The following is a 14,409-nucleotide window of genomic DNA, read 5'->3' on the forward strand; positions in this document are numbered from 1 at the left end:
AATTAAAATAGATGAATACAGATCCTATTGCAGATTATTTAACAAGAATTAGAAACGCAGTTGCTGCAAACCACAGAGTGGTGGAGATCCCTGCTTCTAATCTTAAAAAGGAGATTACCAAAATACTTTTTGATCAGGGGTACATCCTTAGCTACAAATTTGACGAATCTACTGCTCAGGGTAGCATTAAGATTGCGCTTAAATATGATAAGGTTACTAAAGAGCCTGTTATAAAAAAGATTCAACGCATAAGTAAACCTGGTTTACGTAAGTATGCCGGTGCCAATGAGCTTCCTCGTATCCTTAATGGACTTGGAATCGCTATTGTGTCTACTTCTCATGGTGTAATGACAGGGAAGCAGGCTCAACAGGATAAAGTTGGTGGTGAGGTATTGTGTTACGTTTACTAATATTTAAAGACGAAAAGAAATGTCCAGAATAGGTAAAAGTCCAATCACAATTCCACAAGGTGTTACAGTAGACATTAAGGACGGAGTTGTTACGGTAAAAGGAAAATTAGGTGAGCTAACTCAGGAATATTCTGAGATTGATATCATCATAGAAGACGGGGTTATTACATTTGAGCGTCCTTCAGAAAAGAAAGATCATAAGGCAAAACACGGTCTTTACCGTGCTTTGATCAACAATATGATTGAGGGTGTTACTAATGGATTCACTCACGAACTTGAACTAGTAGGTGTAGGGTACCGTGCATCTAACCAGGGTCAAAAATTGGACCTGGCTGTTGGGTACTCTCACAACATTGTCTTAGATTTGGCCCCCGAAGTAAAAGTGGAAACAATTTCAGATAAAGGTAAAAATCCTGTTGTGAAATTGACTTCACATGATAAACAACTGGTTGGCCAGGTAGCTGCAAAGATCAGATCTTTCCGTGCGCCAGAACCTTATAAAGGTAAAGGTATTAAGTTCAAAGGTGAACAGTTACGAAGAAAAGCAGGTAAATCAGCTTAATAACTAAGATTATGGCAGTTTCAAAACAAGATAGAAGAACTAAGATCAAGAAAAGGATCAGAAGAGATATAAGCGGTACTCAGGGCCGTCCAAGACTTTCCATTTTTAGAAGCAATAAAGAAATTTATGCTCAAATTGTGAATGATGTGGATGGGAAAACTTTGGTAGCTGCTTCTTCAAGAGATAAAGATGTTGCCTCGGCGACTGTAGAGAATAAAATAGAGCAGGCAGCTTTAGTTGGTAAAGCTATTGCTGAAAAAGCTTTAAAAGCCGGGATTGAGACCATCTCATTTGACAGAGGAGGATACTTATACCACGGAAGAGTAAAATCATTAGCAGAAGGTGCTCGCGAAGGAGGACTAAAATTCTAAAAGTATGTATCAGGATTATAAAAATGTAGAACTTGTAAAACCGGGTGGACTTGAATTAAAAGATCGTTTGGTTGGTGTACAACGTGTTACCAAAGTTACAAAAGGTGGTAGAGCATTTGGCTTCTCTGCAATTGTAGTTGTAGGTGACGAGAATGGGGTTGTAGGCCAGGGTTTAGGTAAATCTAAAGAAGTAGCCGATGCTATCGCTAAAGCGGTTGAAGACGCTAAGAAAAACCTGGTGCGTATTCCTCTTAATAAGGGAACACTTCCTCACGAACAAAAAGGAAAATACGGTGGAGCTAGAGTAATGCTTTTACCTGCAGCTCCGGGTACTGGAGTTATTGCTGGTGGAGCGATTCGTGCGGTACTGGAATCTGTTGGTGTTCATGATGTACTTTCAAAGAACCAGGGATCATCAAACCCTCACAACGTGGTGAAAGCTACTTTTGATGCATTACTTCAGTTAAGAAGTGCAGAGACTGTTGCCCGTCAACGCGGTATTTCTCTTGAGAAAGTTTTTAAAGGTTAATAACAAGGAATAATGGGAAGAATAAAAGTTACACAGGTAAAAAGTGCTATTAAGCGCACTCAAAACCAAAAACGTACTTTGGAAGCACTTGGTCTAAGAAAACTTGGTCAGGTTGTGGAGCACGATAATACGCCAAACATCCTTGGTATGGTAAATAAAGTAAATCACTTAGTCTCTGTAGAGGAGACCAAATAAGAAACTCACATGGATTTAAGTAACTTAAAACCTGCTAAAGGTTCAGTTCAAAGTAACGCGAAGCGAGTTGGGCGTGGTGAAGGATCAGGGAAAGGCGGTACTGCTACCCGTGGTCATAAAGGTGCAAAATCTCGTTCTGGTTACTCTAGGAAAATAGGATTTGAAGGAGGGCAAATGCCACTTCAAAGACGAGTTCCAAAATTCGGTTTTACTAACATCAACCGTAAAGATTATCAGGGTATCAATCTTGATAAACTTCAAGCTTTGGTTGACGAAGGAAGAATCACCGATACAGTTGATATAAATGTTCTTGTTGAGAACGGATTGGCTGGAAAAAACGAGTTGGTTAAGATATTAGGAAGAGGTGAATTAAAAGCTAAGTTGAAAATATCTGTTCATAAATTTACTGCCTCAGCAAAGCAAGCTATTGAAGCTGCTGGTGGTGAAGCTGTTACTTTATAATAGATAACAATGAAATTCATCAATACATTAAAGAATATCTGGAAAATCGAGGAGCTAAAAAATAGAATTTTAGTAACCCTCGGTTTATTGCTGGTGTATCGCTTTGGAGCACAGGTGGTGCTTCCTGGAATTGATGCGTCTCAATTAGCGAACCTTGCTACTCAAACAGATGGCGGTTTATTAGGGCTTCTTAATGCTTTTACTGGAGGTGCATTTTCGAATGCTTCTGTATTTGCTTTGGGAATTATGCCCTATATATCGGCATCTATTGTAGTGCAATTAATGGGAATTGCTGTTCCTTATTTGCAGAAATTGCAGAAAGAAGGAGAGAGTGGTCGTAGAAGGATCAACCAAATCACAAGATGGTTGACTATTGCTATTACTCTTGTACAGGGGCCTGGTTATATTTATAACCTTTTTGCCACCTTGCCTTCAGGTGCATTTTTGCTTGGAAGTACAGTGACCTTTGTTGCTTCTTCTGTAATAATCCTTACTACAGGAACCATTTTTGCAATGTGGCTTGGAGAGAAGATAACTGATAAAGGTATTGGTAACGGTATTTCACTGCTTATCATGGTAGGTATTATTGCAACATTGCCACAAGCCTTCATTCAGGAATTTGCTTCCAGAGTATTCGAATCGAATGGAGGAATGATTATGATCCTTATTGAACTTGTAATATGGTTTGTAATAATTCTGGCCAGTGTAATGTTAGTGATGGCTGTTAGACAAATCCCTGTCCAGTATGCAAGAAGAACTGCTACGGGAGGATACGAAAAGAATGTTTTTGGTTCAAGACAATATATTCCATTGAAGCTAAATGCTTCTGGAGTTATGCCAATTATTTTCGCGCAGGCAATAATGTTTATTCCGGCAGCGGTTGCAGGGCTTTCACAGTCTGAAACCGCACAAGGAGTTACAGCTGCCTTCAGGGATATCTTCGGCTTTTGGTACAATTTGGTTTTTGCAGTGTTAATTATAATTTTTACGTACTTTTACACCGCGATTACGGTACCTACCAATAAAATGGCAGATGATCTTAAAAGAAGTGGTGGTTTCATACCCGGGATAAGACCCGGTTCAGAAACTTCAGAATTTTTAGATCGCATCATGTCGCAAATCACCCTGCCGGGTTCTGTTTTCTTAGCGCTTATCGCAGTGTTCCCTGCAATTATCGTTTCCCTTTTGGGAGTTCAGGCCGGATGGGCGTTGTTCTTTGGAGGAACATCATTACTTATTATGGTAGGAGTTGCAATCGATACCATGCAGCAGGTTAATTCATACCTGTTAAATAGGCATTATGATGGTCTTATGAAAACCGGTAAAAACAGAAAAGCAGTAGCATAATGGCAAAACAATCGGCAATAGAACAAGACGGAACGATCATTGAAGCATTATCAAATGCAATGTTCCGGGTGGAGTTAGAGAACGGTCATATTGTGACCGCGCATATCTCAGGTAAAATGCGGATGCATTACATCAAATTATTGCCTGGGGACAAAGTGAAATTAGAAATGAGCCCGTACGATTTATCTAAGGCTCGAATAACTTACAGATACTAATAACTATGAAAGTTAGAGCATCAATTAAAAAAAGAAGTGCCGAGTGCAAGATTGTGCGAAGAAAAGGCAGACTGTACGTGATTAACAAAAAGAATCCAAAATTTAAACAAAGACAAGGGTAGTTATGGCTAGAATTGCAGGTGTTGATATACCAAAACAAAAGCGAGGCGTTATAGCATTGACCTATATCTTCGGAATTGGAAAGAGCAGAGCTCAGGAAATTCTTAAAGAGGCCAACGTAGAAGAAGGAAAAAAAGTTTCCGATTGGAATGATGACGAAATCGGAAGAATTCGTGAGGCCGTTGGATCTTTTAAAATAGAAGGTGAATTGCGTTCAGAGATCCAGTTGAGCATTAAACGCTTAATGGATATTGGAAGTTATAGAGGAATTCGTCACAGAGCGGGATTACCATTAAGAGGACAAAGAACTAAAAACAACTCCAGAACCAGAAAAGGAAGAAGAAAAACAGTTGCAAACAAGAAGAAAGCAACTAAATAATAAGTAGGATGGCAAAAGCAAAAGCAACTCAAAAGAAGCGTAAGGTAAATGTTGAGTCTATTGGAGAAGCGCATGTTACTGCTTCTTTTAACAACATTATCATTTCGTTGACTAATAAAAAAGGAGATGTTATCTCATGGTCCTCTGCCGGTAAAATGGGCTTTAGAGGGTCTAAGAAAAATACTCCTTATGCAGCGCAATTGGCTGCAGAAGACGCATCAAAAGTGGCACACGAAGCAGGTCTTCGTAAGGTAAAGGTTTTTGTGAAAGGACCAGGAAATGGTAGAGAATCTGCTATTCGTTCCCTTCACAATGCCGGTATTGAAGTGACCGAGATCATCGATGTTACTCCACTTCCACACAATGGATGTCGTCCTCCAAAAAGACGTAGAGTTTAATTAACAAGTATAAACAAAAGTAAGCAAAGAGATCTGCGAAGGACAGTGACCTTAATTCCACGATCGCTTGCTTTATAACAAATTTTTCAATGGCAAGATATACTGGTCCAAAGACTAAAATCGCCCGTAAGTTCGGGGAAGCTATTTTCGGAGATGACAAATCTTTTGAAAAAAGAAACTATCCTCCGGGACAACACGGTAACAACCGTCGTCGCGGAAAAAAATCTGAATACGCTGTCCAGTTAATGGAAAAGCAAAAAGCTAAGTATACCTATGGTATTCTTGAGCGTCAATTCAGAAACATGTTTGAAAAAGCAACACGTGCACAGGGAATTACCGGGGAGGTGCTTTTACAATTATGTGAGTCTCGTTTAGATAACGTGGTATATAGAATGGGAATTGCCCCATCTAGACGTGCTGCAAGACAATTGGTTTCTCACAGGCATTTAACTGTGAATGGAGAGTTGGTAAACATTCCATCTTACCAGTTAAAAGCAGGTGATGTTGTAGGAGTAAGAGAGAAATCAAAATCCTTAACTGCCATCCAGGATTCATTAGCTAATTCTAGCAGTGTCTACGAATGGATCACGTTTAACAACGAGACCAAACAGGGAACTTATGTTTCTGTTCCGGCAAGAGTACAAATTCCGGAAAATATCAATGAACAATTCATCGTCGAATTATATTCGAAATAATAATTCACAGAAGTCGTAATATGGCAATATTAAATTTTCAGAAGCCCGATAAAGTTATAATGATTGATTCAACCGATTTCGAAGGGAAATTTGAATTTCGCCCTTTGGAACCAGGTTATGGATTGACTGTTGGTAACGCTCTAAGAAGAGTGCTTTTATCTTCACTTGAGGGGTTCGCTATTACTTCGGTTCGCATCGAAGGAGTAGAGCACGAATTCTCAACTATCCCCGGGGTAGTAGAAGACGTAACCGAAATAATCTTGAATCTTAAACAGATCAGGTTTAAAAGGCAAATTGATGAAATAGACAATGAAGCCGTTACCATTTCTGTATCTGGTCAGGAGCAATTAACTGCTGGTCACTTCCAAAAATTCATCTCAGGTTTTCAAATCCTAAATCCCGATTTGGTAATCTGTAACATGGATAAGAAAGTGAACCTTAACATGGAGGTTACTGTAGAAAAGGGTAGAGGATACGTTCCAGCTGAAGAGAATAAGAAGCCAAATGCACCTATCGGTACGATCTACACAGATTCTATTTACACTCCTGTAAAGAATGTGAAATATAGCATCGAAAACTATAGGGTAGAGCAAAAGACCGATTATGAAAAATTGGTTTTCGAGATTTCTACAGATGGTTCTATTCATCCTAAAGAAGCTCTTACCGAAGCTGCTAAAACTTTGATCCACCATTTTATGCTGTTCTCTGACGAACGCATCACTCTGGAGGCCGATGAGATTGCACAGACTGAAACTTACGATGAAGAATCCCTTCATATGCGTCAGTTACTAAAAACCAAGTTAGTTGATATGGACCTTTCAGTTAGAGCATTGAACTGTCTTAAAGCTGCAGAAGTTGATACCCTTGGTGACTTAGTATCTTACAACAAGAATGACCTTATGAAGTTCAGAAACTTTGGTAAAAAATCGCTTACCGAGCTTGAAGAGTTGGTAAACAACAAAGGCCTGAACTTTGGAATGGATCTTTCAAAATATAAATTAGATAAAGACTAGTTGCACTTTATACGCAGCAGTCAATAAAACAAAATAATAACCATCATAATTTGCTCCTCAAAATGGGTCGCAGCAAGATGATGAAACAAAAAATGTCATGAGACACGGAAAAAAGACAAATCACCTGGGTAGACAAACAGCACACCGTAAGGCTATGCTTGCAAATATGGCTTGTTCTCTAATTGAGCACAAACGTATTAACACTACTGTGGCAAAAGCAAAAGCTTTAAAGCAATTTGTTGAACCATTGGTAACCAAGTCTAAAGAAGATACTACTCACAACAGGAGAATAGTATTTAGCAAACTACGCGACAAGAATGCAATTTCTGAATTGTTCCGCGAGATTGCTCCTAAGGTTGGTAATCGTCCGGGAGGATACACCAGGATCATTAAACTTGGAAACAGGTTAGGTGATAATGCAGATATGGCACTTATTGAACTTGTAGATTACAACGAAATCTATAACGTGAATAAGCCAGAGAAGAAGAAATCTACCCGTAGAGCTGGTAGAAGTAAAAAGTCTTCTGATGCTGCACAAGCAAAACCTGAGGCTTCTGCTGAAGATAAAAAAGACGAAGGAAACAAGGAATAGATATGATTCTTGATTCTTAATTTCTTAAAAAGGATAAGCCGTTAAAGCTTATCCTTTTTTTATACCCTCACGCCAGGGTGCCAAAAAAGTTACTTTGAAACCGAAATTTAAAATCAAATAATCCTTAATAAAATTTATTTTTGTGAAGAATAAAGACGAGCAATCATGAAATACCAAGCAAGAAAAAAAGCCATTTTACTACTTGAAGACGGCACCATCTTCCATGGCAAAGCGGTGGGAGATAAGGATGGAAAGGCCTTTGGAGAGGTCTGTTTCAACACGGGAATGACAGGATACCAGGAAATTTTTACAGATCCGTCTTATTTCGGGCAAATTATGGTCACCACCAATGCCCATATAGGTAATTACGGTGCAAATGAAAATGAGAAAGAAGCTGAGAAAGCCCAGATTTCTGGTTTGGTGTGCAAGAATTTCAGTTATTATCAATCGCGTCCTGCAGCCGATGAAACGCTTCAGCAATTCCTGGATCGCAGTGAGCTCTTCGCGATCTCAGATATTGATACCCGTGCCCTGGTTACCTATATCCGGGAAAATGGGGCTATGAATGCGGTTTTAACCACCCAGTTTGAAGATTTAGAGGCCCTGAAGCAGGAACTTGCCAATGTGCCAGATATGAACGGTCTCGAACTTGCCTCAAAAGTCTCTACCAAAGAGCCTTATTTCTTCGGAAATGAATCTGCCCGCTTTAAAGTCGCCGTACTTGATGTGGGGGTCAAAAAGAGCATTTTAAAGCACCTGGCTTCACGTGATGTATATTGCAAGGTGTTTCCTTATGATACAACTTATGCCCAAATGAAAGAGTGGGAGCCTAACGGTTACCTTCTTTCCAATGGTCCCGGCGATCCCGAACCTCTCAAAAATGCCATTCAGGTGGCTAAAGATATAATTGCTGAAGATAAACCGCTTTTTGGGATTTGCCTTGGCCACCAGATCATTGCTCTGGCAAATGGCATCTCAACATACAAAATGCACCATGGCCACAGGGGGATAAATCATCCTATTCTTAACCTGGAAACCGGAAAAGGGGAAATTACCTCTCAAAATCATGGTTTTTCAGTGAATAAAGAGGAAACTGAAGCGCATCCCGATGTTGTTGTGACCCATACGCATCTAAATGATCAAACCGTGGCAGGAATTAGAATGAAAAATAAGAATTGCTTCTCGGTTCAATATCATCCTGAAGCCAGTCCGGGGCCAAATGATGCTCATTATCTGTTCGATGAGTTCATTCACAACCTAATAGGCGAAGAAATCACAGCTGAATAATTTTCAGAAGATCAATGTGTAGCATTACCCTTCAAAAATGGCATTTTTGAAGGGTAATTTTTTTTGTCTTTTTATTTCTGAAATAAATTTCAGGCTTAGAGAATTTTCCTTCGGAAGTAGTCACTGAATAAATTTTCAGCATTTTTCTGACTTTTTCCGAAGGGAATAATGGCAACTTCCTTTAAGTTTTTGAAGAAATTTCCGAAGAAATTCTGCTGTTTTTAACCTGGGGAAATTGGAAACCCCGCTTCCGAAGATTTAGAAGCTATCTACATCGTTCTCGTTAATAAATTTCTCTTAATTCCTTTGAACTAAAGGCTTTGGTTTTTACTATTCTTTTGAAGTATTCGTATCTTGCAGGGGCTAAAAAAGATAATTAATTAAAATTTCTAAATATGAGCGTTATAATAAACATACATGCCCGCCAGATTTTTGATTCTCGCGGTAATCCAACTGTTGAAGTTGATGTAGAAACTGAAAATGGAACCATTGGAAGAGCAGCAGTCCCTTCAGGAGCCTCTACCGGGGAACATGAAGCGGTTGAACTACGTGATGGTGGCAGTGATTACATGGGTAAAGGTGTGCTACAGGCAATAAAGAACGTGAATGAAGTAATTGCTGAAGAGCTTCTTGGATATTCTGTTTTCGATCAAAATATTATCGACCAGGTAATGATTGAGCTTGACGGTACAAAGAACAAATCTAAGCTTGGGGCAAATGCCATTCTTGGTGTTTCATTAGCAGTAGCAAAGGCTGCGGCAAATGAACTTAATATGCCGTTGTATCGCTACGTGGGTGGTGTGAGCGCAAACACGCTTCCTGTTCCCATGATGAATATTATTAACGGTGGGTCTCACAGTGATGCTCCTATTGCGTTTCAGGAGTTTATGGTAATGCCTGTAAAGGCCAAGAACTTTTCTGAAGCTCTTAAAATGGGTACTGAGATTTTCCATAACCTCAAAAAAGTACTTCACAAGAGAGGTCTAAGTACTGCTGTGGGTGATGAAGGTGGTTTTGCGCCAACTTTAGACGGAACAGAAGATGCTTTGGATACCATCTTACAATCTATCAAAAACGCGGGTTACAAACCGGGTGAAGAAGTGATGATTGCTTTAGATTGTGCTTCGGCTGAATTCTACGAAAATGGCAAGTATGACTACACCAAATTTGAAGGAGAAAGCGGGAAGGTAAGAAGCAGCCAGGAACAGGCAGAATACCTTGCTGAACTTGCTTCAAAATATCCTATTATTTCTATAGAAGATGGAATGGACGAAAACGACTGGGAGGGATGGAAAGCTCTTACAGAAAAAGTTGGAGACAAGGTTCAGCTTGTTGGAGATGACTTGTTTGTAACTAATGTAGAGCGTCTTTCAAAAGGAATAGAGAACAACATAGCGAACTCTATCCTTATAAAAGTGAACCAGATTGGTACGCTTACCGAAACAATTTCGGCTGTGAACATGGCGCACAACGCCGGTTATACTTCTGTAATGTCGCACCGTTCGGGAGAGACCGAAGATAATACTATTGCCGATTTAGCTGTGGCACTTAACACAGGTCAAATTAAAACCGGTTCTGCTTCGCGTAGTGATCGTATGGCAAAATACAACCAGCTTCTTCGCATTGAAGAAGAACTTGGAAGTGTGGCTTATTTCCCGCAGGAAAAAGCTTTCAAGGTTAAATTATAACAGGCACTTCACCTTTTTTTCTAAGCCTTTCCCCTTCGGGAAAGGCTTTTTCTTTTAGAACATGATATTCGTCATCTCTGCAATATTTTGATCTTCCTATTTTTAAGAGAGTTCAGAATTAGGGAGATAACTGTTTTTTGGTCATTTCGAATACGCTTTTAGGCTTGTTTTCAGCACTTGGGCCTTTGAGGAAAAGCTGTGTGCTACCGAAAAATAAGGTAGAATTTTGTAAATTAGCAATCCTGAAAATAAATCATAAGAAAATCCATAACAAATATGTCAAAAGTAGCTACTATAAAAATTGATGGAAAGACCTATGACCTGCCAATGGTTGTAGGCACAGAGAAAGAAGTTGCCCTGGATATTACACAGTTGCGAGGGCAAAGTGGAGCAATAACCTTAGATCCCGGATATAAAAATACGGGTGCTTGTGAGAGTGCAATTACTTTTCTTGATGGAGAAGAGGGGATCTTGAGATACCGTGGATATTCCATTGAAGAATTGGCTGAAAAAGCCGATTTTCTAGAAGTAGCTTATCTTTTAATATTTGGGGAATTACCAACTGAGGTACAGTTGCAAAATTTTAATACCGATATTCTCGATCAAAGCATCGTGAATGAGGATATGAAAACTGTGCTTAAAGGGTTTCCTCAAACAGCTCACCCAATGGGGGTCCTGGCTTCCCTTACCAGTGCACTAACCGCTTTTAATCCAAAGTCGGTGAATGTTGAGTCTGAAGAAGATATGTACCGGGCCATAGTGAAGATCCTTGCTAAATTCCCTGTTCTTGCAGCATGGACTTTGCGCAAGAAGAACAACCAGGTACTCTTTAATAAAGATACTAACATTGGTTATGTTGAGAGCCTCCTGAAAATGATGTTTCAGGATGATAACTCCAAAAAGACTTACAAGCAGAACAAGATTTTGGTCGATGCGTTAGATAAGTTGCTTATCCTTCATGCAGATCACGAGCAAAACTGTTCTACTTCAACAGTGAGAATTGTAGGTTCTTCTCATGCAGGTTTATTCGCTTCAATTTCGGCAGGAGTTTCTGCATTGTGGGGTCCGCTTCACGGTGGGGCAAACCAGGCTGTAATCGAGATGCTTGAAGAGATCAAAGCAGATGGTGGAGATACTTCAAAATTCATTGCAAAAGCAAAAGATAAAGACGATCCATTCAGGCTAATGGGCTTTGGGCACAGGGTGTATAAAAACTTTGACCCAAGGGCAAGAATTATAAAGAAAGCTGCCGATGAAGTACTTGGCCAGCTTGGTGTTGAAGATCCAATTCTGGAGATTGCCAAGAGTCTTGAAAAGACGGCTTTAGAAGATCCGTACTTTGTAGAGAGAAAACTTTATCCAAACGTAGATTTCTATTCGGGTATTATTTACCGTGCTATGGGTATCCCGACTGAGATGTTTACAGTAATGTTTGCAGTTGGCCGTCTTCCGGGATGGATTGCACAATGGAGAGAAATGCGCCTTAGAAAAGAACCAATTGGCCGTCCAAGACAGGTTTATATTGGAGAGACTAAACGTGCTTTCAAAGAAATTGAAAAGAGATAGAATGCTCAATTAATAATTAAAGTAAAAACTCCACTTTTTGTGGAGTTTTTCTTTTTCAGGTGCCAGGTAAATCTAATTTTCTCACTCACAGAGATACCCGGAGTAAATCCTTCCGTAGAAAATAATTTTATAAAAAAAGTGCTGTAAATAAAGATTTTATGCATTTATAGAGGAGTGTTCCTTTTCTTATATTTGCAGCCAAATTGGGAGTTTATGATGAAACTAAATATTAAAAATGAGACTTCGCGTCTTAGGGCTGTGATCCTGGGAACGGCTGAGAGTCCGGGACCAACACCCGAGTATGAGAATGCCTACGATCCAAAATCGGCAGAGCATATCAAGGCCGGCACCTACCCTTTAGAAGAAGATATTGTGAAGGAAATGGAAGCTGTGCGGGAGGTATTGGAAAAATATGATGTTCAGGTTTTTCGTCCAAATCTCGTAAAAGATCTCAACCAGATCTTTACACGTGATATAGCTTTTGTGATTGATGACGTGTTTATAAAGGCCAATATTCTTCCAGATCGTGAAGAGGAAATTGAGGCTATTCAATATGTTATTGACCAGATTGACCCCAATAAGGTGCTCGAGCTGCCCGAAGATGTTCATGTAGAAGGGGGGGACGTGATGCTTTACAACGATCATCTTTTTATAGGTGCTTATTATGGCGAAGATTATCCCCAGTTTATCACTGCGCGAACCAATCTCAAGGGAGTAGAGCACATAAGGAAGATGTTCCCCAATAAAAAAGTGCGGTCATTTAACCTGAGAAAATCAAATACCGAGGCACGAGATAATGCTCTGCATCTGGATTGCTGTTTTCAGCCGGTAGGAAGGGGCAAAGCAATTTTATATCCTGCTGGTTTTCTGGATCAGGAAGAATATCAATGGCTGGTAAATTTCTTCGGAAAAGAAAACATCTTTGAGATTACCCGGCAGGAAATGTACGATATGAATTCCAACGTCTTTTCTATTTCTGAAGATGTGGTGATTTCAGAAAAAAACTTCACCCGACTCAACACATGGCTTAGGGAAAACGGGATGACCGTTGAAGAAGTACCCTACGCCGAAATTGCAAAACAAGAGGGATTGTTGCGCTGTTCAACCCTGCCCCTTATAAGAGATTAATTGTACATGAAACAAATTACAGATACTGTACTAATGGTGCGTCCGGTGGCTTTCAGGATGAATGAGCAAACCGCCGTGAATAATTATTTCCAGGAAGGCCTGCATCTCGACAATGAGCAGATCAATAAAAAAGCCCAGGAAGAATTCGATGCGTTCGTTGAAAAACTACGCAATGTTGGCGTGAATGTCATCGTGGTAGATGACGATAAAAAACTCGACACGCCCGATTCGATCTTCCCAAACAACTGGGTGACTTTTCACGAAGATGCAACGGCAGCCATCTATCCTCTTTTTGCTGAAAACCGCAGAAGGGAACGCCGGGCTGAAGTCTTTGATAAAATAGAAGCAGAGGGCTTTCTCATTAAAGAGGTTATTGACTATACAAGCGCCGAGGAGGAAGAGCTTTTCCTGGAATCTACCGGTGTGCTTATTCTTGACAGGATCAATGAAAAGGCTTATTGTGCGCTCTCACCCCGTGCCAATGAAGAACTGCTAATTGAATTTTGTGAGGATTTTGAACTTACCCCGGTAATTTTTAATGCCTATCAGGATGTAGATGGTCGCAGGATGCCTATCTATCACACCAATGTGATGATGTGCCTGGCCGAAAATTTCGCGGTAATTTGCCTTGATAGTATCGACGATCCAAAAGAGCGCAAAAATGTGGTAAAACATTTAAAATCTGATGGGAAGCAGATCATAGAGATTTCTGAAGCGCAATTACATCATTATGCCGGCAATATGTTGCAGGTGCAGGGCAGGGATGAAAAAAAATACCTGGTAATGAGTGAGGCGGCAAGAAAAAGCCTGCTTCCGGTTCAAATTGCGGCTATTGAGAAGCATTGTGAGATCTTGAGCAGTGACCTTACCACCATAGAAACCTGTGGGGGCGGCAGTGCCCGCTGTATGCTGGCCGAAATTTTTCTTCCGAAGAAATAAAACTACAAGCCCTTTCAAAAAGGGCTTTTTTGATGCCTCTTATTCCTGGTCTTCTATTCTTGGTAAAGCTTTATCTGCCTTGTAGTGACGCAATTTTTTGATAAAACTATGTACTTCGGTTTGACCGGCCCCGGCATGAATTTTAATAAAATACTGGTCTTTGTAAAAAGAATATTCTTCAGCGCGACCTTTGTAGATCTTCAGCTTAAAAAAAGGAATAACCAGTGAATAGGTTTCGCCGGCAGCTCTAAAGCTTATTAATACTCCTTTTGGCCGCATCTCAATATTGCAGTGATTTTGTGCCTGGCCTTCATTTAAAACGAGCAGGTTATAAATTTCTATGCTTGCTGCCGTGACAGGCAGTTCGTTAAAGCTGGTTTTTTTTAGCTCCTGTCTTTCCTCAAGGTTAAAAGGTTTGCCCACCAATTCATTGATCTCTTCTCTCTTGTCAGCAAAATCACGGGAAATATTCAGTAGCATTTTCTTTTTTTCTAAAGGTAAGCATTTGCGCTC

The 14,409-nt window shown here is 40.0% G+C and carries 20 protein-coding genes; 19 read left to right on the top strand and 1 reads right to left on the bottom strand.

Annotated features, from left to right (window positions below; all coding sequences use genetic code 11):
• Positions 1-11: 11 nt before the first annotated feature.
• From rpsH to ctlX, 19 genes are all read left to right on the top strand, one after another.
• Complete coding sequence (gene rpsH, locus V5739_RS10905) at positions 12-410, top strand: 30S ribosomal protein S8 (protein ID WP_266070247.1); 399 nt, start codon at positions 12-14, stop codon at positions 408-410.
• A 19-nt stretch (positions 411-429) separates the two neighbouring features.
• Positions 430-972 (top strand): 50S ribosomal protein L6, encoded by a 543-nt coding sequence (gene rplF, locus V5739_RS10910; RefSeq protein ID WP_266070248.1) that lies wholly within the window; start codon positions 430-432, stop codon positions 970-972.
• A gap of 11 nt (positions 973-983) precedes the next feature.
• The gene (rplR, locus tag V5739_RS10915) at positions 984-1,343 is read left to right on the top strand and encodes a 50S ribosomal protein L18 (protein ID WP_266070249.1); all 360 of its coding nucleotides are present in this window, start codon (positions 984-986) and stop codon (positions 1,341-1,343) included.
• A gap of 4 nt (positions 1,344-1,347) precedes the next feature.
• Positions 1,348-1,872: a 30S ribosomal protein S5 gene (gene rpsE / locus V5739_RS10920; protein ID WP_265162661.1), complete on the top strand. Its 525-nt coding sequence runs from the start codon at positions 1,348-1,350 to the stop codon at positions 1,870-1,872.
• Between the two features lie 12 nt (positions 1,873-1,884).
• Positions 1,885-2,067 (top strand): 50S ribosomal protein L30, encoded by a 183-nt coding sequence (rpmD, locus tag V5739_RS10925; protein ID WP_266070250.1) that lies wholly within the window; start codon positions 1,885-1,887, stop codon positions 2,065-2,067.
• 9 nt (positions 2,068-2,076) lie between these two features.
• Positions 2,077-2,529 (top strand): 50S ribosomal protein L15, encoded by a 453-nt coding sequence (gene rplO / locus V5739_RS10930; protein WP_423818183.1) that lies wholly within the window; start codon positions 2,077-2,079, stop codon positions 2,527-2,529.
• Between the two features lie 9 nt (positions 2,530-2,538).
• Complete coding sequence (gene secY / locus V5739_RS10935) at positions 2,539-3,876, top strand: preprotein translocase subunit SecY (protein WP_423818184.1); 1,338 nt, start codon at positions 2,539-2,541, stop codon at positions 3,874-3,876.
• Positions 3,876-4,091: a translation initiation factor IF-1 gene (gene infA, locus V5739_RS10940; RefSeq protein ID WP_091390524.1), complete on the top strand. Its 216-nt coding sequence runs from the start codon at positions 3,876-3,878 to the stop codon at positions 4,089-4,091. The genes secY and infA overlap by 1 nt, the downstream gene beginning before the upstream one ends.
• Positions 4,092-4,096: 5 nt before the next feature.
• On the top strand, positions 4,097-4,213 hold the full coding sequence (gene ykgO, locus V5739_RS10945) for a type B 50S ribosomal protein L36 (protein WP_037325435.1): 117 nt from the start codon (positions 4,097-4,099) through the stop codon (positions 4,211-4,213).
• A gap of 2 nt (positions 4,214-4,215) precedes the next feature.
• The gene (gene rpsM / locus V5739_RS10950; protein ID WP_168139061.1) at positions 4,216-4,590 is read left to right on the top strand and encodes a 30S ribosomal protein S13; all 375 of its coding nucleotides are present in this window, start codon (positions 4,216-4,218) and stop codon (positions 4,588-4,590) included.
• An 8-nt stretch (positions 4,591-4,598) separates the two neighbouring features.
• The gene (gene rpsK / locus V5739_RS10955; RefSeq protein WP_265162665.1) at positions 4,599-4,988 is read left to right on the top strand and encodes a 30S ribosomal protein S11; all 390 of its coding nucleotides are present in this window, start codon (positions 4,599-4,601) and stop codon (positions 4,986-4,988) included.
• A gap of 89 nt (positions 4,989-5,077) precedes the next feature.
• A complete protein-coding gene (gene rpsD / locus V5739_RS10960) occupies positions 5,078-5,683 on the top strand; it encodes a 30S ribosomal protein S4 (RefSeq protein WP_266070253.1) in 606 nt (201 codons plus the stop codon).
• Positions 5,684-5,703: 20 nt separating this feature from the next.
• Complete coding sequence (locus V5739_RS10965; RefSeq protein WP_266070254.1) at positions 5,704-6,696, top strand: DNA-directed RNA polymerase subunit alpha; 993 nt, start codon at positions 5,704-5,706, stop codon at positions 6,694-6,696.
• A gap of 97 nt (positions 6,697-6,793) precedes the next feature.
• Entirely contained in the window at positions 6,794-7,288 is a 495-nt protein-coding gene (gene rplQ / locus V5739_RS10970; protein WP_423818185.1) for a 50S ribosomal protein L17, read from the top strand.
• A gap of 165 nt (positions 7,289-7,453) precedes the next feature.
• The gene (gene carA / locus V5739_RS10975) at positions 7,454-8,575 is read left to right on the top strand and encodes a glutamine-hydrolyzing carbamoyl-phosphate synthase small subunit (protein WP_423818186.1); all 1,122 of its coding nucleotides are present in this window, start codon (positions 7,454-7,456) and stop codon (positions 8,573-8,575) included.
• A gap of 395 nt (positions 8,576-8,970) precedes the next feature.
• Positions 8,971-10,263 (top strand): phosphopyruvate hydratase, encoded by a 1,293-nt coding sequence (eno, locus tag V5739_RS10980; RefSeq protein WP_423818187.1) that lies wholly within the window; start codon positions 8,971-8,973, stop codon positions 10,261-10,263.
• A 276-nt stretch (positions 10,264-10,539) separates the two neighbouring features.
• Entirely contained in the window at positions 10,540-11,829 is a 1,290-nt protein-coding gene (locus V5739_RS10985; RefSeq protein ID WP_266070258.1) for a citrate synthase, read from the top strand.
• Positions 11,830-12,042: 213 nt separating this feature from the next.
• Entirely contained in the window at positions 12,043-12,957 is a 915-nt protein-coding gene (locus tag V5739_RS10990; RefSeq protein ID WP_423818188.1) for a dimethylarginine dimethylaminohydrolase family protein, read from the top strand.
• A gap of 6 nt (positions 12,958-12,963) precedes the next feature.
• Positions 12,964-13,896: a citrulline utilization hydrolase CtlX gene (gene ctlX / locus V5739_RS10995; RefSeq protein ID WP_345597268.1), complete on the top strand. Its 933-nt coding sequence runs from the start codon at positions 12,964-12,966 to the stop codon at positions 13,894-13,896.
• Positions 13,897-13,935: 39 nt separating this feature from the next.
• Here the strand turns inward: ctlX and V5739_RS11000 are convergent, their stop codons facing one another.
• Positions 13,936-14,376 (bottom strand): hypothetical protein, encoded by a 441-nt coding sequence (locus V5739_RS11000; protein ID WP_423818189.1) that lies wholly within the window; start codon positions 14,374-14,376, stop codon positions 13,936-13,938.
• Positions 14,377-14,409 lie beyond the last annotated feature (33 nt).

The organism is Salinimicrobium sp. TIG7-5_MAKvit, assembly GCF_049569215.1.
GTDB lineage: Bacteria > Bacteroidota > Bacteroidia > Flavobacteriales > Flavobacteriaceae > Salinimicrobium > Salinimicrobium profundisediminis.

Bases quoted from the DNA above. Each gene is read 5' to 3' on its own strand.
- ctlX (WP_345597268.1), top strand. From the start codon at position 12,964: ATGAAACAAATTACAGATACTGTACTAATGGTGCGTCCGGTGGCTTTC.
- rpsE (WP_265162661.1), top strand. From the start codon at position 1,348: ATGTATCAGGATTATAAAAATGTAGAACTTGTAAAACCGGGTGGACTT.
- V5739_RS10990 (WP_423818188.1), top strand. From the start codon at position 12,043: ATGATGAAACTAAATATTAAAAATGAGACTTCGCGTCTTAGGGCTGTG.
- rplF (WP_266070248.1), top strand. From the start codon at position 430: ATGTCCAGAATAGGTAAAAGTCCAATCACAATTCCACAAGGTGTTACA.
- rplO (WP_423818183.1), top strand. From the start codon at position 2,077: ATGGATTTAAGTAACTTAAAACCTGCTAAAGGTTCAGTTCAAAGTAAC.
- rplR (WP_266070249.1), top strand. From the start codon at position 984: ATGGCAGTTTCAAAACAAGATAGAAGAACTAAGATCAAGAAAAGGATC.
- rpsH (WP_266070247.1), top strand. From the start codon at position 12: ATGAATACAGATCCTATTGCAGATTATTTAACAAGAATTAGAAACGCA.
- rpmD (WP_266070250.1), top strand. From the start codon at position 1,885: ATGGGAAGAATAAAAGTTACACAGGTAAAAAGTGCTATTAAGCGCACT.
- V5739_RS11000 (WP_423818189.1), bottom strand. From the start codon at position 14,376: ATGCTACTGAATATTTCCCGTGATTTTGCTGACAAGAGAGAAGAGATC.
- V5739_RS10985 (WP_266070258.1), top strand. From the start codon at position 10,540: ATGTCAAAAGTAGCTACTATAAAAATTGATGGAAAGACCTATGACCTG.
- eno (WP_423818187.1), top strand. From the start codon at position 8,971: ATGAGCGTTATAATAAACATACATGCCCGCCAGATTTTTGATTCTCGC.
- rplQ (WP_423818185.1), top strand. From the start codon at position 6,794: ATGAGACACGGAAAAAAGACAAATCACCTGGGTAGACAAACAGCACAC.
- infA (WP_091390524.1), top strand. From the start codon at position 3,876: ATGGCAAAACAATCGGCAATAGAACAAGACGGAACGATCATTGAAGCA.
- ykgO (WP_037325435.1), top strand. From the start codon at position 4,097: ATGAAAGTTAGAGCATCAATTAAAAAAAGAAGTGCCGAGTGCAAGATT.
- secY (WP_423818184.1), top strand. From the start codon at position 2,539: ATGAAATTCATCAATACATTAAAGAATATCTGGAAAATCGAGGAGCTA.
- rpsD (WP_266070253.1), top strand. From the start codon at position 5,078: ATGGCAAGATATACTGGTCCAAAGACTAAAATCGCCCGTAAGTTCGGG.
- rpsM (WP_168139061.1), top strand. From the start codon at position 4,216: ATGGCTAGAATTGCAGGTGTTGATATACCAAAACAAAAGCGAGGCGTT.
- V5739_RS10965 (WP_266070254.1), top strand. From the start codon at position 5,704: ATGGCAATATTAAATTTTCAGAAGCCCGATAAAGTTATAATGATTGAT.
- carA (WP_423818186.1), top strand. From the start codon at position 7,454: ATGAAATACCAAGCAAGAAAAAAAGCCATTTTACTACTTGAAGACGGC.
- rpsK (WP_265162665.1), top strand. From the start codon at position 4,599: ATGGCAAAAGCAAAAGCAACTCAAAAGAAGCGTAAGGTAAATGTTGAG.